27 protein-coding genes are annotated in these 22,229 nt (G+C 63.9%); 23 read left to right on the top strand and 4 right to left on the bottom strand.

What is annotated here, in order from left to right; genetic code table 11:
• Position 1: 1 nt before the first annotated feature.
• Complete coding sequence (locus ACN9M3_RS23235; protein ID WP_426163146.1) at positions 2 to 766, bottom strand: hypothetical protein; 765 nt, start codon at positions 764 to 766, stop codon at positions 2 to 4.
• 109 nt (positions 767 to 875) lie between these two features.
• Here ACN9M3_RS23235 and ACN9M3_RS23230 point away from each other — a divergent pair, with 109 nt between their 5' ends.
• The 9 genes from ACN9M3_RS23230 to ACN9M3_RS23190 are packed head-to-tail and all read left to right on the top strand — an operon-like array spanning position 876 to position 5,946.
• Entirely contained in the window at positions 876 to 1,016 is a 141-nt protein-coding gene (locus tag ACN9M3_RS23230; protein ID WP_426163144.1) for a hypothetical protein, read from the top strand.
• Complete coding sequence (locus ACN9M3_RS23225; RefSeq protein WP_426163142.1) at positions 1,013 to 1,396, top strand: hypothetical protein; 384 nt, start codon at positions 1,013 to 1,015, stop codon at positions 1,394 to 1,396. Before ACN9M3_RS23230 ends, ACN9M3_RS23225 begins: the two co-directional genes overlap by 4 nt.
• Entirely contained in the window at positions 1,393 to 2,046 is a 654-nt protein-coding gene (locus ACN9M3_RS23220; protein ID WP_426318759.1) for a DUF6683 family protein, read from the top strand. Before ACN9M3_RS23225 ends, ACN9M3_RS23220 begins: the two co-directional genes overlap by 4 nt.
• Positions 2,043 to 2,405, top strand: coding sequence for a GFA family protein (locus ACN9M3_RS23215; RefSeq protein ID WP_426163138.1), 363 nt, complete (start codon positions 2,043 to 2,045; stop codon positions 2,403 to 2,405). The genes ACN9M3_RS23220 and ACN9M3_RS23215 overlap by 4 nt, the downstream gene beginning before the upstream one ends.
• Positions 2,402 to 2,872 (top strand): hypothetical protein, encoded by a 471-nt coding sequence (locus tag ACN9M3_RS23210; protein WP_426318758.1) that lies wholly within the window; start codon positions 2,402 to 2,404, stop codon positions 2,870 to 2,872. The genes ACN9M3_RS23215 and ACN9M3_RS23210 overlap by 4 nt, the downstream gene beginning before the upstream one ends.
• 6 nt (positions 2,873 to 2,878) lie before the next feature.
• A complete protein-coding gene (locus ACN9M3_RS23205) occupies positions 2,879 to 4,090 on the top strand; it encodes a helix-turn-helix domain-containing protein (RefSeq protein WP_426163134.1) in 1,212 nt (403 codons plus the stop codon).
• Positions 4,091 to 4,138: 48 nt separating this feature from the next.
• Entirely contained in the window at positions 4,139 to 4,792 is a 654-nt protein-coding gene (locus tag ACN9M3_RS23200) for a glutaminyl-peptide cyclotransferase (protein ID WP_426163132.1), read from the top strand.
• Positions 4,793 to 4,794: 2 nt separating this feature from the next.
• Complete coding sequence (locus ACN9M3_RS23195; RefSeq protein WP_426318757.1) at positions 4,795 to 5,526, top strand: DUF899 domain-containing protein; 732 nt, start codon at positions 4,795 to 4,797, stop codon at positions 5,524 to 5,526.
• A gap of 12 nt (positions 5,527 to 5,538) precedes the next feature.
• Positions 5,539 to 5,946: a hypothetical protein gene (locus ACN9M3_RS23190; protein WP_426318756.1), complete on the top strand. Its 408-nt coding sequence runs from the start codon at positions 5,539 to 5,541 to the stop codon at positions 5,944 to 5,946.
• Here the strand turns inward: ACN9M3_RS23190 and ACN9M3_RS23185 are convergent.
• Positions 5,936 to 6,910 carry an NADPH:quinone oxidoreductase family protein gene (locus ACN9M3_RS23185; RefSeq protein ID WP_426163126.1) on the bottom strand — a complete coding sequence of 325 codons (975 nt, stop codon included), beginning with the start codon at positions 6,908 to 6,910 and terminating at the stop codon, positions 5,936 to 5,938. The two genes, ACN9M3_RS23190 and ACN9M3_RS23185, sit on opposite strands and share 11 nt — an antisense overlap.
• A gap of 116 nt (positions 6,911 to 7,026) precedes the next feature.
• Between ACN9M3_RS23185 and ACN9M3_RS23180 the strand changes: the two genes are divergently transcribed.
• From ACN9M3_RS23180 to rlmD, 7 genes are all read left to right on the top strand, one after another.
• Positions 7,027 to 7,632 carry a toll/interleukin-1 receptor domain-containing protein gene (locus ACN9M3_RS23180; RefSeq protein ID WP_426163124.1) on the top strand — a complete coding sequence of 202 codons (606 nt, stop codon included), beginning with the start codon at positions 7,027 to 7,029 and terminating at the stop codon, positions 7,630 to 7,632.
• A gap of 21 nt (positions 7,633 to 7,653) precedes the next feature.
• Positions 7,654 to 8,706, top strand: coding sequence for a KGGVGR-motif variant AAA ATPase (locus tag ACN9M3_RS23175; protein ID WP_426163122.1), 1,053 nt, complete (start codon positions 7,654 to 7,656; stop codon positions 8,704 to 8,706).
• Between the two features lie 54 nt (positions 8,707 to 8,760).
• Entirely contained in the window at positions 8,761 to 9,498 is a 738-nt protein-coding gene (surE, locus tag ACN9M3_RS23170) for a 5'/3'-nucleotidase SurE (RefSeq protein WP_426318755.1), read from the top strand.
• Positions 9,495 to 10,379, top strand: a complete 885-nt coding sequence (locus tag ACN9M3_RS23165) for a protein-L-isoaspartate(D-aspartate) O-methyltransferase (protein WP_426318754.1) — start codon at positions 9,495 to 9,497, stop codon at positions 10,377 to 10,379. Before surE ends, ACN9M3_RS23165 begins: the two co-directional genes overlap by 4 nt.
• A 16-nt stretch (positions 10,380 to 10,395) precedes the next feature.
• Positions 10,396 to 11,292 carry a peptidoglycan DD-metalloendopeptidase family protein gene (locus tag ACN9M3_RS23160; protein WP_426318753.1) on the top strand — a complete coding sequence of 299 codons (897 nt, stop codon included), beginning with the start codon at positions 10,396 to 10,398 and terminating at the stop codon, positions 11,290 to 11,292.
• Between the two features lie 10 nt (positions 11,293 to 11,302).
• On the top strand, positions 11,303 to 12,316 hold the full coding sequence (gene rpoS, locus ACN9M3_RS23155) for an RNA polymerase sigma factor RpoS (RefSeq protein ID WP_426163114.1): 1,014 nt from the start codon (positions 11,303 to 11,305) through the stop codon (positions 12,314 to 12,316).
• Between the two features lie 156 nt (positions 12,317 to 12,472).
• Complete coding sequence (gene rlmD, locus ACN9M3_RS23150; RefSeq protein ID WP_426318752.1) at positions 12,473 to 13,813, top strand: 23S rRNA (uracil(1939)-C(5))-methyltransferase RlmD; 1,341 nt, start codon at positions 12,473 to 12,475, stop codon at positions 13,811 to 13,813.
• 3 nt (positions 13,814 to 13,816) lie between these two features.
• On the opposite strand, the gene ACN9M3_RS23145 is transcribed toward rlmD, so the two are convergent.
• Both ACN9M3_RS23145 and ACN9M3_RS23140 read right to left on the bottom strand, forming a co-directional pair.
• Positions 13,817 to 14,149: a hypothetical protein gene (locus ACN9M3_RS23145; protein ID WP_426318751.1), complete on the bottom strand. Its 333-nt coding sequence runs from the start codon at positions 14,147 to 14,149 to the stop codon at positions 13,817 to 13,819.
• A gap of 133 nt (positions 14,150 to 14,282) precedes the next feature.
• Positions 14,283 to 14,966 carry a Bax inhibitor-1/YccA family protein gene (locus ACN9M3_RS23140; RefSeq protein WP_426163108.1) on the bottom strand — a complete coding sequence of 228 codons (684 nt, stop codon included), beginning with the start codon at positions 14,964 to 14,966 and terminating at the stop codon, positions 14,283 to 14,285.
• Positions 14,967 to 15,180: 214 nt separating this feature from the next.
• Between ACN9M3_RS23140 and ndk the strand changes: the two genes are divergently transcribed.
• The 7 genes from ndk to ACN9M3_RS23105 all read left to right on the top strand — a co-directional run bounded on the left by ndk (position 15,181) and on the right by ACN9M3_RS23105 (position 22,225).
• Positions 15,181 to 15,606 (top strand): nucleoside-diphosphate kinase, encoded by a 426-nt coding sequence (gene ndk, locus ACN9M3_RS23135; protein WP_155441729.1) that lies wholly within the window; start codon positions 15,181 to 15,183, stop codon positions 15,604 to 15,606.
• A gap of 92 nt (positions 15,607 to 15,698) precedes the next feature.
• Entirely contained in the window at positions 15,699 to 16,871 is a 1,173-nt protein-coding gene (gene rlmN / locus ACN9M3_RS23130) for a 23S rRNA (adenine(2503)-C(2))-methyltransferase RlmN (RefSeq protein WP_426318750.1), read from the top strand.
• On the top strand, positions 16,871 to 17,686 hold the full coding sequence (gene pilW, locus ACN9M3_RS23125; RefSeq protein WP_426318749.1) for a type IV pilus biogenesis/stability protein PilW: 816 nt from the start codon (positions 16,871 to 16,873) through the stop codon (positions 17,684 to 17,686). The genes rlmN and pilW overlap by 1 nt, the downstream gene beginning before the upstream one ends.
• Before the next feature lie 13 nt (positions 17,687 to 17,699).
• Positions 17,700 to 18,932 carry a RodZ domain-containing protein gene (locus tag ACN9M3_RS23120; RefSeq protein ID WP_426163100.1) on the top strand — a complete coding sequence of 411 codons (1,233 nt, stop codon included), beginning with the start codon at positions 17,700 to 17,702 and terminating at the stop codon, positions 18,930 to 18,932.
• 15 nt (positions 18,933 to 18,947) lie between these two features.
• Positions 18,948 to 20,210: a flavodoxin-dependent (E)-4-hydroxy-3-methylbut-2-enyl-diphosphate synthase gene (ispG, locus tag ACN9M3_RS23115; protein ID WP_426318748.1), complete on the top strand. Its 1,263-nt coding sequence runs from the start codon at positions 18,948 to 18,950 to the stop codon at positions 20,208 to 20,210.
• Positions 20,211 to 20,254: 44 nt separating this feature from the next.
• Positions 20,255 to 21,553: a histidine--tRNA ligase gene (gene hisS / locus ACN9M3_RS23110; protein ID WP_426318747.1), complete on the top strand. Its 1,299-nt coding sequence runs from the start codon at positions 20,255 to 20,257 to the stop codon at positions 21,551 to 21,553.
• A gap of 24 nt (positions 21,554 to 21,577) precedes the next feature.
• Entirely contained in the window at positions 21,578 to 22,225 is a 648-nt protein-coding gene (locus ACN9M3_RS23105) for a YfgM family protein (protein WP_426163092.1), read from the top strand.
• The last annotated feature ends 4 nt before the right edge of the window (positions 22,226 to 22,229 follow it).

Genomic DNA, 22,229 nt, shown 5'->3' with positions numbered 1-22,229 from the left:
GCTAGCGCAGTTCCGGCGGCGCCTCGCCGCTCTGCAGCCAGTTGCCGATCGCCCGGTAGACTTGCGAGCGCTGGCCTTGCAGACCGTGCGCGCTTTCGCGGCTGCAGTCACGGCGTGTGCCGGCGAAGACCTGCGGGAAGGCTTCGCTGTCGACTGCGATCAGCGGGAAGAAGCGCGCCTTCGGATAGCTGTCGCGGAAGGGCAGGCAGGCGTCGCGCCGGTGGTGTACGCCGAGCACGGGGCGCTTCAGGTGCGGTGCTTCGGCCCAGGCGTCGGCGCTGCCATTGACCAGCACCACTGCATCCACGGCCGGCAAGCGGTTGGCAAGAAAGGCGGCGGAAAAGGCGCCGTCGCTGCTCCCCATCAGGACAAGGCGCGCCTGCGGGTGGCGCTTGCGCATGAAATCGACGACAGCGGCGACGTCCTGGCCGTGCGCGGATCCCTGACGGCTGGCGATATCCAGTACTTCGTGATCGCTGGCGGTGTCCAGCGCCACCATGGCGCCCACCTGGTCCGCCATCTGGCGCTGTGCGCCGAACAAGGTGTCCGGATCGGCCGGCAGGCTGCCTGGCCATACGCCTTGCAAACCGCGCTGGCCTGAACCGCCTGCGAGGTAAAGCACCACATGGCTGGGGGTGCGCTCGCCTGTCATCTCGAGCACGCGCACGGTGGCGCCTGGCCGCGTGGGAATATCAAGCAGTACTTCGCCTGCCTGCACGGAGCCGTGCAGTGCGATGGCCAGCCAGGCCAGCGTGCGAATCTTCATTTCCGATACCTCCCGCCCTGAGTGACTTTCACGCACCTCGATTCGGTTGGCGCGTTGTGCAAAATTGTATATTCTCAGACAACGTTTTGTGCAATGTCGAGGTGACGCGATGAAGTGCAAGTTGATCCTGAGTGCCCCGCCTGACGTGTACGAGAACATGCGCAACGCCGCCCGCGAAAACCTGCAGCTGGTGCTGAAGGGCGATCCCGCCAACCTATTCCTCGACAAACACGGCATGAGGTTCCAATGACGATCTTTATCAAGAAATTGTGCAATGCCTTCATTACCGATGCAGTAGTCAATCGCCGTTTCGGCGGGGCGGCCGCGCGCAACGTGGAAGCGATCGGCGCCGTCATTGGCGGATTGTGGGTGGGCGGCATCGTCACTGTATCGGCCGACGCGCTGGACTGGGTGCCGAACATCATGAACAAGGCCGTGCACGATGATTTGCAGCCGGTGCACATCCCGCTGCGTGAAGTGCGTTCCGTGCGGCGCGAGTTCGGCATCCTGACCGGCATCGTGGTAGTCGAGCTGGAGGATGGCGGCGAGTTCCGTTTCCGCTGCTTCAATGCACGCAATGTGGCGGACAATATGAGCGACCTGCTGCCTAGCCAGGTGATGAGCGCATGAACCGGCTGCTGCCGCACCTGATGCTGTACGCCGCGCTGCTCGCTGCGCCTGCGGCCCGCGCGCAGGGCTATGTCGGCCTGGGGCTGGATTACTCCATGACGACGGCGCCGCTGATCAACTTCGCCAACATGGCGGTGATGAACAACAATTCCATGAACACCGGGCTCCACTCACGCGGCAAGGCGGCGCGCATGGAGGCGCCGCCGGCGGTGCAGCGCAACGCGCGGGAGCTGGCAAAGGTGTTTCCGGCGTCGAGCCAGGCAGCGATGGCACAAGCCTTCCAGCAGAGCATGGACGTCTACCAGCAGGTGGCTGCCAAAATGGGATGGCAGCGCGATGACCTGGACGGCGCAATGGCGGCCTTCATCGTTGGCAATTACATGGTCTTCGCCAACCGCGAGGTGCCGGACGAGGAATTCGCGGCGGTGGCCGAGAAGCAAAGCGCGGAAACAATCCGCAACCTGTACGAGAAAAGCGCCATGGTCGGCGCTTTCATGGCGCTGGCTTACAAGTCACAGCAGCAAAAGGCGCAGCCGGAGCACGCGGCTGCCAACCTGCGCAACAGCGCTCGAGAAAATTTGAAGCTGGTGTTGGGGGCCGACCCCGAGCGCCTGCAGATCGACGAGCGAGGTGTTATGCTTGTCAAATGACCATCCTTGCCGGTTCCTGCCACTGCGGCGCAATCACGATCGAGGTGCCGGCCGCGCCGGCCTACCTGATCGACTGCAACTGCTCGATTTGCCGCCGCACGCGGGCGCTGTGGGCGTTCTATCCCGAAGACGGGGTCCGCATCGAGGGCGATCCGGCGCATGCCGAGGATTACGTCTGGGGCGACAAGTCACTGCGCACGGTGCGCTGCCGGACCTGCGGCTGTGTCACGCACTGGAAGTCGCTAAAGCCCAATGACGATGGCCGCATGGGCGTGAACATGGCCAATTTCGCGCCGGAAGCCGTGGCGGAAATGGAAGTCCGCAAGTTCGACGGCGCCGACACCTGGACCTACTTGTGATCGCCGACCTGCCCGAGGACGCCTTGTTGCAGCGTTACCGCGAGCAGGGGGCTTACACCGATTGTTTCGCCATCGACGTGCCGGAACAGGTCGCGCATGCAGCCTATGTCGAGGCTTTCTACACCACCGCCGTCTTCAAGCTGGAACGGTTGCTGCTGGCGCTGTTCGTTGCGCGGCCTTCGCGCGATGTGGAAGCGCGTGAGCTGGCGCGCGGCCAGCGCCAGCATTTCTCCGCGTGGTCGGTGGAAGGGCGGGCGCCGGATCAGTTGCTGATGTGCGATGTCGCAGGCAGCACGCGTTCATGGTTGATGGCGGCGCCGGCCGGGCAGGGCACGCGGCTGTATTTTGGCTCCGCAGTCGTGCACTCGCGGCAGGGAGGCCTGTTCCGCGCGCTGCTTGGCTTCCATCAGCTCTATTCACGCATCCTGTTGCGCGCCGCTGCCTCGCGCGTGCGCAGGGCCGGCTGAAGCGCGATGGATTCCCTGATTACCGCGTCGGCCCGTTCCCTTGCCAGCGGTGACGTGCTGGGCGCCCTGAAACATGTGGCACTGCGCGACGACCCACCGGCGCTGGCCCTGCGCGGCATCGCCATGGCGCGGCTGGGCGACTTTCCCAGGGCGCGCGAGTTGCTGCGGCGTGCCGCGCGTGGCTTTGGCTCGCATGAAGAACTGGCCCGCGCGCGCTGCCTTGTCGCGGAAGCGGAAGTGGCGATGGCCATGCGTGATTTTGCAGCCCCGCCGCGCGCGCTGGCGGCCGCGCTGGCGGTGCTGGAAGCGCACGGCGACTATGGCAATGCCTTGCAGGCGCGCTTGATCGCCGCCCGTAAATTCCTCCTGCTTGGACGCCTCGAAGCCGCTGCAACTGAACTGTCGCGCCTCGATATCCGTGCCCTGACGCCGTCTCTGGCGGCAGTTGCGCAACTGGCCGCGGCCGAACTGGCAATGCGAACGCTACGCCCGGCGCAGGCAAGGGCCGCGCTTGCGCACGCGCATGCGGCGGCCACCCGCTCGGGCGTGCCGGAGCTTCTGGCAGAGGTAGTGGAGGCCAGCGCTGCGCTGCATCGTCCCGCCGCGCGCCTGCACGGTGGCGGCGCGCTGTCGCTCGACGAAGTGGCAGCTCTGCTGGCATCGGGCACACTGGTACTGGATGCCTGCCGGCGAGGCCTGGGCTGCGGCGCGGCCTGGCGTTCCCTGGCCCGCAGGCCGGTATTGTTTGCGCTGGCCCGCATCCTGGCTGAGGCCTGGCCGGGCGATGCCGGGCGAGACCTGCTGATCGAACGGGCCTTCAACACGCGTCGCCCCGACGAAACCCACCGCGCGCGGTTGCGGGTGGAGATCGGCCGCCTTCGCGCGCTCCTCAAGGGACTGGCCGGCATCGAGGCAACGCCGCTCGGCTTTGCGATCCGGCCTGGTGATGGGCGCAGCCTGGCCATGCTGGAGCCGCCGATCGATGGCGAGCAGGCTGCGTTGCTGGCGCTCTTGTCCGAGGGCGCTGCCTGGTCGACTTCGGCCTTGGCCCTGGCGCTTGATGCCAGCCAGCGCACCGTCCAGCGCGCCCTGGCTGAACTGGAGGCGGAGGGACGGGTGCGCTCGATCGGCAGTGCCCGCACGCGGCGCTGGCTGTCGCCGCCGCTGGCCGGATTCACGACAATCTTGTTACTCCCTGCTGCACTGCCGTTGGAATAAAGTTCATTTGCGGCGCCAATCGAGGCGCGCCTCATAAGGAGCCAGGCAATGACACACAATTCAAGCAAGGTGCGCACGGCTGAAATCCTGCGCGAATACGGCCCGTTCGACGGCGTTACCAAAGTCGGCGGGGTTACTTACGACGGCCATCTGGTATGGGCGGCAACAGGCGCCCGCCTGATCGGCATTGATCCCGAGAGCGGCAAGCAGGCGCGCTCGCTGGAGGTGGCCGCCGATGCCGGCACGGCATTCGACGGCAAGTTCCTGTACCAGATCGCGGCAGAACGGATCAACAAGATCGACCCATCCAGCGGAGCGGTGGTGTCGTCTATTCCTGCGCCCGGCAAAGGCGCGGATTCCGGCCTGGCGTGGGCGGAAGGCAGCCTGTGGGTGGGGCAGTACCGCGAACGCAAGATCCATCAGGTCAATCCGGAGACCGGCGCCGTGCTGCGCACCATCGAATCGAACCGCTTCGTCACCGGCGTGACATGGGTGGACGGCGAGCTTTGGCATGGCACCTGGGAGGGCGACCAGAGCGACATCCGCCATGTCGATCCGCACAGCGGGGCCGTGCTGGAACGGCTGGAAATGCCGCCGGGCGTCTTCGTCAGCGGCCTGGAATCCGATGGCGCCGGCTTGTTCTATGCCGGCGGCGAGAATAGCGGCAAGGTGCGTGCAGTGCGCCGCCCACGAGGGGAGTAATCATGAACGCCATCGTCAATCAGGAGCAATGGGTAGCGCAGCGCAAGGCGTTGCTGGTGCGCGAAAAGGAGTTGATGCGCCAGCAGGACCAATTGGCCAGCGCCCGCCGCGCGCTGCCGTGGGTGCGCGTTGACAAGCAGTACGTGTTCGACACGCCGCAGGGCAAGCGTTCCTTGTCCGACCTGTTCGAAGGGCGCAGCCAGCTAGTGGTGCAGCATTTCATGTTTGCGCCCGGGCAGGAGCGCGGCTGCGCGCACTGCTCCTACATGGCCGACCATACGGATGGCGCGCTGGCGCACCTGGCGCAGCGCGACGTGAGCGTGGTGGCGGTATCGCGCGCACCGCTGGCCAGCCTGGAGCGCATGCGCAAGGAAATGGGCTGGCGGTTCAAATGGGTGTCGTCGGGTGACAGCGATTTCAATTACGACTTCCACGTCAGTTTCGCGCCGGAAGAAATGGCTGCAGGCGAAGTCTATTACAACTACACCGGCCAGGCTTTCCCGCACGAAGATGCGCCCGGCGTCAGCGTTTTCTACAAGGACGACGCGGGCACGGTCTACCACACTTATTCGACCTACGGCCGCGGGGTGGAAGTGATGATGCATACCTATCGCTTCCTCGATCTCACGCCGTTCGGGCGGCACGAGGATGATTTGCCGTACACGATGGCGTGGGTCAGGCATCATGACCGCTACGCGCAACCGGCGGCGTCATGCTGCGGCTCCCAGGCGTGATGCGGGGATGCCATGTCGATCTTCCGGCCCTGGCGGGCCGTGACGGCGATCGCCTGCGGCCATGCGGCGTCGATGGCGGTGGCGGCGGCGGTGGCATTCCGGCTGCCGCTGGACCGCCCGGCCCTGCAGTGGGGCGCAGGCGTGCTGCTGCTGGTTGCTTTGGCCTGCCGCATCGGCAAAGGCCACGCCTTGGCGGGCCAGGCGGGAATGGCGCTGTGGACTTTCATCACATCCACGGCGCACGGCGCAGGCTTCATCCTCGTGCCGGCGCTGATGACGATCTGCGGCAGCGGCAGTGGCGCCGCAGGGCCGTTGCTGCAAACGCTGGCGGCGATGGCGCTGCACCTGGCGGCGATGCTTGCCGCGAACGGCGCGATGCTTTATCTCGCCGTTCGCTTCGTGCAGTGGCTTAAGGCTTGACAATCACCTTGCCGGTGACCTTGCGTGCTGCCATCGCTTCGAGCGCGCGCGGCGTGTCGGCCAGGGCGTAGCGTGCCGAGATGTGCGGGCGGATCTTGCCTTCGGCCAGCCAGCCCAGGAGCTGCATCATGCCGGCCAGGTTGGCTTTCGGCTCGCGCTTGACGAACTCGCCCCAGAACACGCCCATTAGCGAAGCGCCCTTGAGCAGCGTCAGGTTCAGGGGCAGCTTCGGTATCTCGCCGTTGGCAAAGCCCACCACCAGGTAGCGGCCGCGCCAGCCGATCGAGCGGAAGGCCGGCTCGGCGTATTCACCGCCGACCGGGTCGTATATCACGTCCGGGCCCTTGCCGTCGGTAGCGGCCTTGATGGCTTCGCGCAGGTCGTTGCTGCTGTAGTTGACCAGGACGTCGGCGCCATGCTCCTTGCAGACGGCCAGCTTTTCCTCGCTGGAAGCGGCGGCAATCACCCGCGCGCCGAGCGCCTTGCCGATCTCGATGGCCGCCAGACCGACGCCGCCGGCGGCGCCCAGCACCAGCATGGTTTCGCCGGCCTTCAACCGGGCGCGGTCCACCACGGCGTGGTGCGAGGTGCCGTAGGTGAGGGTGATCGCGGCGGCGGTGTCGAAATCCATCCCCGGCGGCATCGGCATCAGCGAAGCGGCGGGCACCAGCAGTTGTTCGGCAAAGCCGCCATGCGCGGAGAAGGCAATCGCCTTGTCGCCCGGCTTGAAGCCCTGCACCCCTTCGCCCACCGACAGCACCACGCCCGAGACTTCATTCCCCGGCGTGAAGGGCAGGGCAGGCTTGTATTGGTACTTGCCCTGGATGATCAGTACATCCGGAAAGTTGACTGCTGCCGCCTTTACCTGCAACACCACCTGGCCGGGGCCAGGCTGCGGGTCGGGCACATCTTCCAGCACCAGCGTGTCGGGCAGGCCCCACTCCTTGCAAACGATAGCCTTCATATGGTCTCCATCATTTTTGGAACGATCGTGCGATTATGCCCGAGAACACTTTGCGCCGGCACAAAGTTTATCGCGCGGGAGGGGAATACATTTGGCAGGCAGGGGAGGCGATTGCCATGAGTATCCGGTACGGCTGCTTTTTCAGTTACGCGCATGGCCAGCACGCATATATGAGCCACTTCAAGGACGACCTGGTCGATGCCCTGAAGTGCTATCTTGAGCCCCACTTCGACAACGAGACCGAGCTGTTTGTCGATAGCGAGCAACTGGGTGGCGGGGACGATATCGACCGCCGGCTTGCGCTGGCCATGTGCCAGAGCGCCACCATGATCGTGATCTACACGCCCAAGTACGAAGCCCACCCATATACCCGGCGCGAATTCGCCGCCATGCAGATGATCGAGGCCGAGCGCAGCGGCTGGTACGAGCTGCCAAGCCACCTGATCATCCCCGTCATCATGACCCGCCATCCGCTGAACCTGCCGCGCCAGATCAGCGAGCCTGGCATGTATGTCGATTTTTCGCGCTATACGCTGGCAACCGGGGATCTGAAGACCAATCCCGATTTCCTGCCCGATATCCGGCGCATCGTCGAGCGCATCACGATGCACTACCACTGCCTGAAGGCGAGCATTCCGCCCGACCACGACTGCAGGCAGTTCGTGCTGCCGCCGGTGCCGCCGGAATGGCGCCCGCCGGCCCCGCCTCACTTTCCTCGCTAGAAAAACCTCTGAAAGAGCGCCATGGAACACCTACGCCTGCACCTGCCAGAGCTGCCCGCAGCCGGCGAAGTCACCACTTTCTATTCCTACAAGGGCGGCGTAGGCCGTACCATGGCGCTGGCCAATCTTGGGCACATCCTGGCAAGCCGCCGCACGGCGCCGGTGTTGCTGGTCGACTGGGACCTGGAGGCTCCGGGGCTGCATTACTACTTTCCCGGCGCGGCGGAGGCGCCGGGAGTGCTGGACCTGTTCGAAGAATGCCGCGAGCAGCTCCAGGAGCGCGCCGGCCGCTACGCCAGCGAGCAGGCGCTGGCCGAGGCGGTGTTCGACGCGGTACGCTGGGAGCAGTACCTGATCAGGGCATGCGATGACCGGCCACTCTGGCTGCTGCGCGCTGGGCGGTGCGATGGCAGCCATGCGGAACGCGCGGCGATGCTGGACTGGCAAAGCTTGTTCGACGCTTGCCCCGCGCTGTTCCGCACCTTTGCCGCGCGGTTGGCGCGCCATTTCGGCCATGTGCTGGTCGATGCGCGCAGCGGTCGCGCCGACTGCGCCGCCATCTGCACAACCTTGCTGCCGACACGGCTGGTGCTGGTGTTCGCGCCGAACCGGCAAAACCTGGACGGCCTGCGGGACCTGGTGGCGCGCGCCACCGGCTATCGCAGTTGCCATGAGGACGAACAGCGCCAGTTGCTGGTCTACCCGCTGCCATCGCGCATCGATACCTCGGACGAGGCGCAATGCAGGTTCTGGCGCCGCGGCGAGGATGGGGAGGGCGGCTACCAGCCCCTGTTCGAAGGCATGCTGGGCCAGGCCTACGGTTTGCCCTGGCTGTCGCTGGAAGAGTACTTCGATGCGGTGCAATTGCCGCACTGCGCCAGCCTGGCCAGTGGCGAACCGCTGCCGGCGCTGGCGCTGCAGCAAGGCTATTATGCATTTATGCAATGGTTTGGCGATGGGCTCTGCCCCTGGCAGCGCCTGCCCGCTGCCGGGCCGGCCACCCTGAACAACCACCATGCCTTGCCGCTCGAGCAAGAGCGCGCAGGGTACTGGCCGATGCCGGCGGCAATGTAAATTTGTCGCCGCCGGCGCGCTGCGCCAGTCGTTGCTTCAGGTAAAATTCCCTGTATGAGAATCCTTATCAGTAACGACGACGGCTACCTGGCGCCTGGCATCAATGCGCTGGCGGAAGCCCTGCAGCCAATTGCCGATATCGTGGTTGTGGCGCCCGACAGCAACCGTTCCGGCGCTTCCAATTCCCTCACGCTGGACCGTCCTTTGTCGGTTCAGCAGGCGGCCAATGGTTTCTATTTTGTCAATGGAACGCCGACCGATTGCGTGCACGTGGCGCTGACCGGCCTGCTGGACCACGTGCCGGACCTGGTGGTGTCGGGCATTAACAACGGCCCGAACATGGGCGATGACACGCTGTACTCGGGCACGGTGGCCGCCGCCACCGAGGGCTACCTGTTCGGCGTGCCGGCGATGGCTTTTTCGCAGGGTTCCTACGGTTGGGCGAATGTCGATGCCGCGGCGCGCGTGGCGCGCGACCTGGTGCAGCGCTACCTGGGACTGCTGGAGCGGCCCTACCTGCTGAACGTGAACATCCCGAACCTGCCGTATGAGCAGCTGGGTCCACTGACCCCGACCCGCCTCGGCCGCCGCCACCAGGCCGAACCCGTGGTCAAGGCGCTTGACCCGCGCGGCCGGGAGATCTACTGGATTGGCCCGCCCGGCGCCTGCAAGGATGCCGGCGAGGGCACCGACTTCCATGCCGTCGCCAATGGCCGCGTTTCGCTGACGCCATTGCAGATCGACCTGACCCATCGCCAACAACTCGCTACCCTGGCAAAGGCCATCGAATGAGCGAAAAGACCCGCACTTTCCCGCTGCCCCTGTCTTCTGTTACCGACAAGAGCCCGGCGAAAAAGCCGGTCTACAGCTCCGTGGCCACGCCCCAAACCGCCACCCAGAATGCCGCCCGCACTGCCGCAGCCAGCCCGGGCGGCTGGCGCCCGCCGCAACCGGTGGCATCGCCCTCGCGCGCCCATTCCTATGCCCAGGAACGCGCCCAGGTGCAGCTTGGCCCCGTGGCGGCGCCGCGCCAGAATGCCCTGGTATCGGACGGCGTGCGTCGCGCCATGGTGCAGCGGGTGGCGAAGCAGGGCGTGAGCGACCCGGTAGTGCTGGGCGCGCTCGACACCGTGCCGCGCCATATGTTCATGGACGAGGGCCTGGCGCCGCAAGCCTATATCGACGCTTCGCTGCCGATCGGCCACCACCAGACCATTTCCCAGCCTTATATCGTGGCGCGCATGATCGAGGTGATGCGCGCCGGGCAGGATCTGCACCGCGTGCTGGAAATCGGCACCGGCTGCGGCTACCAGGCGGCGGTGCTGGCCTGCGTGGCGAAAGAGGTGTTTTCGATCGAACGCATCAAGCCCCTGCATGAACTGGCCAAGGCCAACTTGCGGCCCCTGCGGGTGCCGAACCTGCGTTTGCACTACGGAGATGGTATGCTAGGCTTGCCGCAGGCGGCGCCTTTCGATGGCATCATCCTTGCCGCCGCTGGCCTGGAAGTGCCGCAGGCCTTGCTGGATCAACTGAATATCGGCGGCCGCCTGGTCGCCCCGGTCGGGGCTCGCACCCAGCATCTCGAACTGGTGACCCGTGTCAGCAAGAACGAATGGGTGCGCCAGACGCTGGAAGACTGCCATTTTGTGCCGCTGCGCCCTGGCACCGTTTAACACACAGATCAATAGAATGACGAAGAACTATTCCCTTTTCCTGATGGCGGCCTCGCTGGCCGTGCTGACCGCATGTTCGACCGTGCCGACCCAGGCCCCGGTCGAAGATCGTTCGACACCGCACCCCACCACAGCGCCGAAAGTGGCCCCGGTGGAGGAGCCGAAAGACAAGGAAGGCTACTATACCGTCCACAAGGGCGACACCCTGATCCGCATCGCCTTCGACCGCGGCCTGAATTATCGCGACCTGGCGGCCTGGAACAACTTGTCGAACCCGGACGACATCAAGGTCGACCAGGTGTTGCGCCTGACCCAACCCGAAGGCGTGCAGGTAGCGGCCGTGCCGACCCCGCCGCAGATCGAGAAGACCCCGCCGCCGCCGCGCAAGTCGACGCCAAAGGGGGAGAAACGTCCGTATTCCGATGCCGCGGTGGCGGATTTGCAGAAATCCGACGAACGCGCCGACAAGCCGGCCATGGTGGCCAGCCTGGCCCCAACCCCGGCGCCGGCCGTGCCGCCGGCAGCTGCGGTCAGCGCGGAAGACCGCGACCTGTCGTGGACCTGGCCTTCCGATGGCCGCGTGGTGGCACAGTTCGACGAGGGCAGGAACAAGGGCATCGACATCGCAGGGCGCGCCGGACAACAAGTGTTGGCTGCTGAACGAGGAAAAGTGATGTATGCCGGTAGCGGCATCCGCGGATATGGTAATCTCGTCATTGTGAAGCACAGTAACAGCCTGTTGTCGGCCTATGCCCACAACCGCTCCATCCTGGTCAAGGAGGGGCAGGAAGTGCGCAGGGGCCAGGCAATTGCTGAAATGGGGGACTCCGATACCGACACGGTCAAGCTGCACTTTGAGATAAGGCAGCAGGGCAAGCCGGTGGATCCATCGAAATTCCTGCCTAACCGCTAGATAAGCACCCATGACACGCTCGCCGAATGACCAACTGGAAGACGACTCGATTCCTGAGGAATTCCCGGACGAGCCGATCGATGAAGTAGCCATCGATTCCATGGAACCGGACGGCGAGGTTGCGGTTGAAGGCGCCAGCGCCGTCCTTGAAACGGTCGACGAACTGAAAAAGGTGCTGGCGGCGGAGCTCTCCACCGACACTACCCAGCACTACCTGAACCAGATCGGCACCCGTCCCCTGCTGACGGCGCCGCAGGAGGTGCATTTCGCCACGCTGGCCAAGCAGGGCGATTTCGCCGCCCGCCAGACCATGATCGAGCATAACCTGCGGCTGGTGGTGTCGATCGCCAAGCATTACATCAATCGCGGCGTGGTGCTGCTCGACATGATCGAAGAGGGCAACATCGGCCTGATGCGCGCCATCGACAAGTTCGAGCCGGAGCGCGGCTTCCGCTTCTCTACCTATGCCACCTGGTGGATTCGCCAGAGCATCGAGCGCGCCATCATGAACCAGGCGCGCACGGTGCGCCTGCCGGTGCACATGGTGCGTGAACTGAACCAGATCCTGCGCGGCAAGTACCACCTGGAGGCGCAGCACCATAATGGCAAGGATGCCACGGCGGAGGATATCGCCGACCTGGTGGGGCGGCCGGTGGAAGAGGTGCAGGATATCCTGGCCTTGTCCGAGCATGCCACCTCGCTCGATGCGCCGCTGGATAACGACCCCCAGTCGTCGCTGATGGACATGCTGCCGGGCGATTCCGAGGATTCGCCCGACGCGCGCGCCGAACACCATGAGATGACGGTGCTGGTGCGCGACTGGCTGACCAAGCTGCCGGACAAGCAGCGCATTGTCATCATGCGCCGCTTCGGGCTCGATAACGACGATCCGGCGACGCTGGAAACCCTGGCCGAGGAAATGGGCGTGACGCGCGAGCGGGTGCGCCAGATCCAGCAGGAAGCGCTGGTCAAGCTGAAGCGGGCGATGGCGGCGCGCGGCGTGGTACGCGATTCGCTTCTCTGAAACCGGAAGTGCGGTGTCTGACCCGCAGGGTCAGACACCTGGCCTGCAGTTGCTGTGGATTGGTGTCAGACCCCGCGGGTCTGACACCGGGGTACCGGTTTTTGGTATCATAGCGGGCTTTGGGCGCGCAACGCGCCGGCTGCAACCTTAATCGCTATGCAAGACAACATCGTCGAAATCAAATCCCTGGACATGGATGCCCGTGGCGTTGGCCACATCGAGAACGAAGACGGCTCGCCGGGCAAGGTGGTCTTCATCGAAGGCGCGCTGCCGGGCGAAAAAGTCAGCTTCGAGCTGCTGCGCAAGAAGAAGAACTGGGAGCAGGGGCGCATGACCGCGCTGCACAAGGAATCGTCGATGCGCGTCAAGCCGAAGTGCGAGCACTTCGACATTTGCGGCGGCTGCTCCATGCAGCACCTGGAAGCGTCGGCCCAGGTGGCGATCAAGCAGCGCGTGCTGGAAGATAACCTGTGGCACCTGTCCAAGGTCAAGTCCGACACCATGATGCGCCCGATGTATGGACCGACCTGGGGCTACCGCTATCGTGCGCGCCTGTCCTCGCGCTACGTGGCCAAGAAGGGCACGGTACTGGTCGGCTTCCACGAAAAGAAATCGGTCTTTGTAGCCGATATCCAGAGCTGCCAGATCCTGCCGAAGCACGTGTCGGACATGATGATGCCGCTGCGCGCCCTGATCCACTCGCTGACCATCTTCGACAAGGTGCCGCAGATCGAACTGGCCGTCGGCGAAGACAATACCGTGCTGGTGATGCGCAATATGGTACCGCTGGGCGAAGGCGACGAGGACAAGCTGAAGGCCTTCGCCGACGAATACAAGATCCAGTGGTGGCTGCAACCTAAAGGCCCGGACACGGCATACCCGTTCTACCCGGCCGGCAAGGAGCTGTATTACACGCTGCCGGAATTCGGCGTCAAGATGCCGTTCAAGCCGACCGATTTCACCCAGGTGAACCACCACATCAACCGCGTGCTGGTGCACAAGGCGCTGCGCCTGCTGGACGTGCAAAAGGAAGAGCGCGTGGCCGACCTGTTCTGCGGCCTGGGTAACTTCACGCTGCCGCTGGCGACCCAGGCGCGCGAAGTGGTGGGTATCGAAGGCTCCACCGCGCTCACTGAGCGCGCGCTGTCGAACGCCAAGGTGAACGGCGTTGACGGCCACACCACTTTCCAGTGCCGTAACCTGTTCGAGATCACCAAGGATGACCTGATCGTCCTCGGCAAGTTCGACCGCATGCTGATCGACCCGCCGCGCGACGGCGCCATGGCCTTGTCGCTGGCGCTGGCCGAGCTGAGGGAGTCGAATCCGGACATGCTGCCGAAGCGTATCGTCTACGTGTCGTGCTCGCCATCGACCCTGGCGCGCGATGCCGGCGTGCTGGTGCACCGCGCCGGCTATCGCATGTCGCAAGCGGGCGTGATGAACATGTTCCCGCACACCTCGCACGTGGAGTCGATGGCGGTGTTCGACCTCGTGTAAGGCCTAAGCCAGCCGGGAAAGGATAGTCGCCATGCCGCTTGCCAGGCCGACCATCCCGAGCAGTATGGCGACCAGGAGTCCGATGATCCAGCGCTGCCCTTGCTCCAGCGCGACAATGCGCGCGGTCAGCCGCTGCTCCAGTTCCGCCAGGCGCCCATCCACATAGGCATGCATGCGCGTTTCCGACTCGGCGACAGCACTGGCGATCTCAGCCCGCAGCTCTATCGCGAACTTGTCCAGGCGTTCACTCAGAAGCTTGATTTCGCAGGCGAGGTCAGGCACTCTCTCCTCCAGTTTGCGAATACCTTCTTCGTGGTCAGGGGAATCCGCTTCCATGATAGGCTCCCACGGGTGGCGATGCGATAAGTGTTTGCCAATCGTGTGGGGTACGGATTGAGTTGGCGCAAAGGTGTGGGTCAAACGAAAAAAAGCCGGCGGATGCCGGCTTTTTCATTGGACAGCTTGTCGCTTATTCGCGGTCGCCGGCCAGGCCCAGCAGGTTCAGCAGGCTGGTGAAGATGTTGTACACGTCCAGGTACAGGGCCAGGGTGGCGGAGATGTAGTTGGTCTCGCCGCCGTTGACGATGCGCTGCACGTCGAACAGGATATACGCCGAGAACACGGCAATCACCAGCACCGAGATCACGATCGACAGCGCGCTCATGCCCAGGAAGATGTTGGCGATCGAAGCCAGCATCAGCACGATCACGCCGGCGAACAGCCATTTGCCCATCATCGAGAAATCGCGCTTGGTCACGGTGGCATAGCTGGCCAGTGCGGCGAAAATCGATGCCGTGCCGCCGAATGCGGTCATGATCAAGGTGGCGCCGTTGGAGTAACCCAGGGTGCGGCTGAGCAGCGGCGTCAGCATCAGGCCCATGAAGAAGGTGAAGCCCAGCAGCAGGGCGACGCCGATGCCGGAGTCCTTGTTCTTTTCAATGGCCCAGAAGAAGCCGAAAGCGATACCCAGGAACAAGATTGCGCCGATGAAGCCGCGCGGGAAGGGCATGCCGAAAGTCACGCCAACGAATGCGCCCAGCACGGTCGGGATCATCGACAGGGCCAGCAGCCAGTAGGTATTGCGCAGCACGCGGTTGCGGATCAGCGCGTTGTCGGTGGCGACGGCGCTGCCAAAATGATGTACGTTTTGCATATTTAAATGCCTCCTTTACCAAAAAGCATAGCATGCCGCTGACCGGATGGGGACTTTCTGGCTTAGGAAATACTTAAAAACGCTTAGGGGAAGCCCTTATATGCGCCCGAGGAGTGTTTCCTTGGGCATAGAGAGTGAACTATGTTAAAATCTAGGGTTGATCGAGAATCTAATTTCTTCTTTTAAACCTTTCTTTTTATTGGAGTTTTTCATAATGGCAATCGAACGCACCCTGTCGATCATCAAACCTGACGCAGTAGCCAAGAACGTGATCGGCCAGATCTACAGCCGTTTCGAAGGCGCAGGCCTGAAAGTGATCGCTGCCCGCATGACCCAGCTGTCCCGCGCTGAAGCCGAAGGCTTCTACGCTGTGCACCGCGAGCGTCCTTTCTTCAAGGACCTGGTTGACTTCATGGTTTCCGGTCCTGTGATGATCCAGGTTCTGGAAGGCGAAGGCGCGATCCTGAAAAACCGCGACCTGATGGGCGCTACCGATCCGAAGAAGGCAGAAAAAGGCACCATCCGTGCTGATTTCGCTGATTCCATCGACGCTAACGCTGTTCACGGCTCCGACGCCGCTGAAACCGCTGCCGTTGAAATCGCCTACTTCTTCCCAGCACTGAACGTCTACTCCCGTTAATTTTTAGCGGTTGTAATGTAGTACAGTAGTATTGCGCCTTGCCCCGGGTCTTCGGTCCGGGGCAAGGCCGTTTTTGAAATTGAGTAAAAAGCATGGAAACATCCCTCACCAACCTGCTGGATTTTGATCCGGAGCAACTAGTCGCCTACTGCGCGGAGCTGGGGGAGAAGCCTTTCCGTGCCAAACAGCTGCAGCGCTGGATCCACCAGTTCGGTGCATCCGACTTTGACAGCATGACCGACCTCGCCAAGTCCTTGCGCGAGAAGCTGAAGACCCGCGCCCACATCGTGGCGCCCGCCGTCATCAGCGACCATACTTCCGCCGACGGCACCCGCAAATGGCTGGTGGACGTGGGCAATGGCAATGCCGTGGAAACCGTGTTCATCCCGGAAGAAAACCGCGGCACGCTGTGCATCTCGACCCAGGCCGGTTGCGCCGTGAATTGCCGTTTCTGCTCGACCGGCAAGCAGGGCTTCAACCGCAATCTGACCGTGGGCGAAATCGTCGGCCAGCTGTGGATGGCCGAATTCGCGCTGCGCCAGACCAAAGGCATCGAACCCGGCCCGAAAGGCGAGCGCCAGATCACCAATGTGGTGATGATGGGCATGGGCGAGCCGCTGCTGAATTACGGACCGACCGCCACCGCACTCAAGCTGATGCTGGACGATAACGCCTACGGCCTGTCGCGCCGCCGCGTGACCCTGTCCACCTCGGGCGTGGTGCCGATGATCGACAAGCTGTCGCAGGACGTGCCGGTGGCGCTGGCCGTATCGCTGCACGCCTCCAACGACAAGCTGCGCGACGAGCTGGTCCCGCTGAACAAGAAGTACCCGCTGAAGGAACTGCTGGCGGCGTGCAAGCGCTACCTGGAGTTCGCGCCGCGCGACTTCATCACATTCGAGTACTGCATGCTCGATAACTACAACGACACGGATGAACATGCGCGCGAACTGATCGCGCTGGTGAACCATCCGGAGTTCGGTGTCAATTGCAAGTTCAACCTGATTCCTTTCAACCCCTTCCCGGAATCGGGCCTGCTGCGCTCCAAGAACCCGCGCATCAAGGCCTTCGCCGAAATTCTGATGAATGCGGGCATCGTAACCACCATCCGCAAGACGCGCGGCGATGATATCGACGCGGCTTGCGGGCAGCTGGCGGGCGAAGTGAAAGATCGCACCCGCGTGGCTGAACGGATGGAAAAGATGACCGAATACCAGAAGAAGTACGGCGCCGATTTCGGCAAGATTGTGGAGATTCGTTCCTGATGACCGATTTCGCCCAGCGCCGCTTCAAGTGCCTGGCCGCGGTCGTGCTGGCCGGCGTATTGGCGGGCTGCGCGACTTCGGGGCATGGCCCCAGCGGCAGAGAAGATCTGAAGACCCTTTCCGACCAGACTTCCGCGCAGAAGCGCGCCGAGATCCGCATGCAGCTCGCGATCGGCTACTTCGAGCAGGGTAACTACCCGATTGCGCTCGACGAGGTGAAAAAGGCGATCGCTGCCGATCCGCAGGGCGCCAATGGCTACAGCCTGCGCGCCATCATCTACATGCGCATGGGCGAGAAGGACCTGGCGAATGACAACTTCCTGCAGGCGCTGAAGCTGGCGCCAAACGATCCTGACCTGAACAATAATTACGGGTCCTTCCTGTGCCAGAACGACCGCGTCAAGGAATCGTTCAAGCATTTCGATGCAGCGCTGGCGAACCGCAATTACCGCTCGCCGGCCGGTGCCATGAACAATGCGGGCAACTGCGCGCTGAAGGTCAGGGACATCGACCTGGCCGAGCGCTACCTGCTGGGCGCCTTGAAGCTGACGCCGGATGTGCCGGAAACGAATATCGGCCTGGCCAAGGTGTACTATGCGCGGCGCGATTATCCGCGCGCCAGCTTCTTTATCACGCAATTGCACAAGGTAGCGAAGCTGGACAGCCTGCCGGCCGACATACTGTGGCTGGCGATCAAGGTGCAGCACAAGATGGGCGATGAGGGTCTGGAGCAGGGCTTCGCGACCCAATTGCGGCGTCACCACGCCCAGTCGCCGGAGTACGCAGCGTATCAACGTGGGGCGTTTGATGAGTGAGAACGGGGAACCAATGGATTCTGAGCAGGACAAGCCGACCAGCCGGCAGCAAGCTTCCGCGCCCGGGGCAGCACTGGCAGCGGCACGCGAGGCGATGGGGCTGTCGGTCGAGCAGGTTGCCGACCAACTGAAACTGGCGCCGCGCCAGGTGGTGGCGATCGAACAGGGCGATTTCGATGCCTTGCCAAACCGCGCGGTAACGCGTGGTTTCATCCGCGCTTACGCGAAGGCAGTACGTCTCGACCCGGCGCCGCTGGTGGCGATGGTGGAAGTGGAAGGGGCGGCAGGGCATGCCGATGCGACCGTGCGCCCGACCATGGTGAAGGCTTCGTTCCAGGAGTCGCGCTTCCCTTCGCTGAACGAACGCAATAACGGCAAGCCGCTGGGCGCGATCGTGGCCGGCGTGGGCGTGCTGGCATTGCTTGGCCTGGCAGCGGCCTGGCAGATGGGCATCCTGTCGCCGCTGACGCTGGCGACCCGCGGCGGGCTCACTGCGCCAGCAGCTCCGGCCGAGCCTGCGGTGCCAGTGGTAACGCAAGCGGGTGTGCAGCCTGCCGAAGCGCCAATGCAGACGCAGAACGTGCCGTTGATTTCGGTGCCGCCGCAACCAGGCAGCAATACTGCGCCGGATGCGGTGGCGGGCGTCGGCGTGCCTGCGCAAGCGGCTGTACCGGCAGCCGCGCCGGGCACCGTCCCGGCCATGGCTCCTGGCATGACCACGACATCGGGCGGCGTTGCTGCGCCGGCAACTGCGCCCGTGACGGCGCCAGGCAATGCCGCAGGCGCGCCTGTAGCGGGCGTCGCCCCGGTCAACCGCGCTGCACCGACCGTTGGCGGTGCGCCAGCCGTTGGCACGGCGCCGGCAACCACGACGCCAGCTTCGCCGGGCCTGATCCCGGCCAAGCCAACGGCGGTTGCTCCAGCCGCTGCGCAGGGCACCGCACCGGTTGCAACCGCGCCGGCCGTGCCGGCAACGGTAGCTGGGGCAGCTCCCGCGGTAGGTACTGCCGGCGGCAAGCTGGTGCTGACGGTGAAGGAAGATTCGTGGGTCGAGATTCGCCGCGCCGGCCAGCCCAACCTGACCCGTGGCACTGTGAAGGCCGGCAGCACCCAGACCTTCAACGTGCGCGCCGATGACGTGCTGATCGTCGGCAAGCCGAGCGCCGTGAGCGCCAGCCTGGCGGGCGGCAAGCTGGAATTGACGCAAGGTCCGGGCAAGTCGTATGCCCTCGTGAACATCAAGTAATAAGAGTAGCCAAGCATGTCTTCTTCGAACAACCCGATCCCATCCGGACCACTGGCGCGCCGTGCCAGCCGCCGCGTGCTGGTGCAGCATGGCGAGCGCAAGATCTGGGTCGGTGGCGACGCGCCTGTGGTGGTGCAGTCGATGACCAATACCGACACCGCCGACGCGGTGGCGACGGCGATCCAGATCAAGGAACTGGCACGCGCCGGTTCCGAGCTGGTGCGACTGACGGTGGACCGCCCGGAGTCGGCTGCCGCCGTGCCTTACATCCGCGACCAGCTGGACAAGATGGGCATCGACGTGCCGCTGGTGGGCGACTTCCACTACAACGGCCACACCCTGCTGACCGAGTACCCGGACTGTGCCGCGGCGCTGTCGAAGTACCGCATCAACCCGGGCAACGTGGGCAAGGGCGCCAGGCGCGACACGCAATTCGCGCAGATGATCGACGTGGCGGCCAAGTACGGCAAGCCGGTGCGCATCGGCGTCAACTGGGGCTCGCTGGACCAGGCGCTGCTGGCACGCATCATGGACGAAAACGCGGCACGCGAAAATCCATGGACCGCGCAGGCCGTGATGTACGAAGCGCTGATCACTTCCGCGATTGAAAACGCGGTGCGCGCGGAAGAACTGGGCCTGGCGCGCGACAAGATCATCCTGTCGTGCAAGGTGTCCGGCGTGCAGGACCTGATCGCGGTGTACCGTGAACTGGGCAAGCGCTGCGACTATCCGCTGCACCTGGGCCTGACCGAGGCGGGCATGGGCAGCAAGGGCATCGTGGCGTCGACCGCCGCGCTGTCGGTGCTGCTGCAGGAAGGCATCGGCGACACCATCCGCATTTCCCTGACCCCGGAACCGGGCGGCGACCGCACCAGGGAAGTGGTGGTGGGCCAGGAAATCCTGCAGACCATGGGCCTGCGCAAGTTCACCCCGATGGTGATCGCCTGCCCGGGCTGCGGACGTACCACGTCCACCGTGTTCCAGGAACTGGCGGACGATATCCAGAGCTACCTGCGCGAGCAGATGCCGGAATGGAAAAAGACCTACCCGGGCGTGGAGGCGATGAACGTGGCCGTGATGGGCTGCATCGTCAACGGCCCGGGCGAATCGAAGCATGCGAACATCGGCATCAGCCTGCCGGGCACCGGCGAATCGCCGGCCGCTCCGGTTTTCGTCGACGGCCAAAAGGTGGCGACGCTGCGCGGCGATAATATCGTCAGCGAATTCCAGGCCATCGTGCTCGACTACGTACAGAAAAACTATAGCAAAGCAGCTTAAAGAACATGTCCAATAAAGCAGACAAAATCTCGGCAATCAAGGGGATGAACGATCTCCTGCCGGCCGACGCCCACTTGTGGGAAATCTTCGAGAACACCGCGCAGTCCGTGGTGCAGAGCTACGGCTTCCAGCAGATCCGCACCCCGATCGTGGAAGAAACCCGCCTGTTCTCGCGCGCCATCGGCGCCGTGACCGACATCGTCGAGAAGGAGATGTATTCCTTCGAAGACTCCATGAACGGCGACCAGTTGACCCTGCGCCCGGAAGGCACCGCCGGCGTGGTGCGCGCGGTGCTGGAACATAACCTGGTGTACGAAGGCCCCAAGCGCCTGTGGTACAAGGGCCCGATGTTCCGCCACGAGCGTCCGCAGCGCGGCCGCTACCGCCAGTTCCACCAGTTCGGCGCGGAAGCCGTGGGCTTCACCGGCCCGGACGTGGACGCCGAAATGATCGTGATGTGCCGCCGCCTGTGGGATGACCTGGGCCTGGAAAACATCCGCCTGGAAATCAACTCCATCGGCGATGCCGAGGAGCGTGCACGCCACCGCGTCGACCTGATCGCCTACCTGCAGCAGCACGAAGAGCACCTCGACGCCGACGCCAAGCGCCGCCTGCATACCAATCCGCTGCGCATCCTCGATACCAAGAACCCGGACCTGCAAGGCATCGTCAACAGCGCGCCGAAGCTGCTGGACTACCTGGGCGATGAATCGCGTGCGCACTTCGAAGGCGTGAAGAAGATCCTCGACGCCAACGCGATCCAGTACACCGTCAACACCCGCCTGGTGCGCGGCATCGACTACTACAACCGCACCGTGTTCGAATGGGTCACCGACGAACTGGGCGCGCAGGGCACCGTGTGCGCCGGCGGCCGTTACGACCCGCTGATCGAAATGTTCGGCGGCAAGCCAACCCCTGCGGTCGGCTTTGCGATGGGCATCGAGCGCCTGATCGAACTGATGAAAGGCGCCGGCGACACCGCAGCGCCGCGCCAGTGCGACGTGTACCTGGTGCACCAGGGCGAAGCGGCGCGCATGCAAGCCTTCATCATCGGCGAGCGCCTGCGCGACGCCGGCCTGGACGTGATCCTGCACTGCGGCGGCCTGAATGGCGCCGGCAGCTTCAAGTCGCAGATGAAAAAAGCCGACGGCTCCGGCGCAAGCTTCGCAGTCATCATCGGCGAAGACGAAGTGGCCAATAACACTGCCGTCGTCAAGGCAATGCGCGCTGAAGAAGGCGAGGGCCAGCAGCAAACCGTCGCGTTTGAAGGCGTTGTCGATTACGTCGTGGACCAGATCACATGCGGAGACGATTGTGACCACGACCATCACCACCACCATTAATTAAAGAAACAGGCAGACTGAAACATGGCATACGATCTCGACGAACAAGAACAGCTTGCTAACCTCAAGGCATGGTGGGCAAAGTACGGTAACCTGACCACCTGGGTGGTGATCGCAGGCCTGGCCGCCTATTCGGGCTGGAACGGCTGGAACTACTACCAGCGCAACCAGGCGGCGCAAGCCTCCGTGCTGTTTGACGAACTGCAGAGCGCTGTCAACGCCAAGGACAATGCCAAGGTGGCGCGCGTGGCGGGCGACATCGAGACCAAGTTCGGCCGCACCGCCTATGCTTCGCTGGGCGCACTGAGCGCTGCCAAGTCCTTCTTCGATGCCAATGACCTGAAGTCTGCCAAGGCCCAGCTGGAGTGGGTGGTTGCGCACGGCAACGATGAACACAAGAACATCGCGTCGATCCGCCTGGCCGGCGTGCTGCTGGACGAGAAGGCCTACGACGCCGCGCTGAAGGCGCTGGCCGTGGCAGCGCTGCCGCAGTTCAAGGCTTCCGTGGAGGACCGCAAGGGCGACATCCTGGCTGCCCAGAACAAGATGGAAGAGGCCCGCACTGCCTACAAGGCAGCACTGGAAGCGGCCGAGAAGAACAATCCCGGCCGCCAGCTGATCCAGCTCAAGCTCGAATCCATTGGCGGCACGGTGCCGGAAGTGAAGGCCTGATCCG

This window comes from Pseudoduganella sp. R-43, assembly GCF_049913255.1.
Lineage (GTDB): Bacteria > Pseudomonadota > Gammaproteobacteria > Burkholderiales > Burkholderiaceae_D > Rugamonas.
This window is presented reverse-complemented; position numbering and strand designations above follow the sequence as displayed.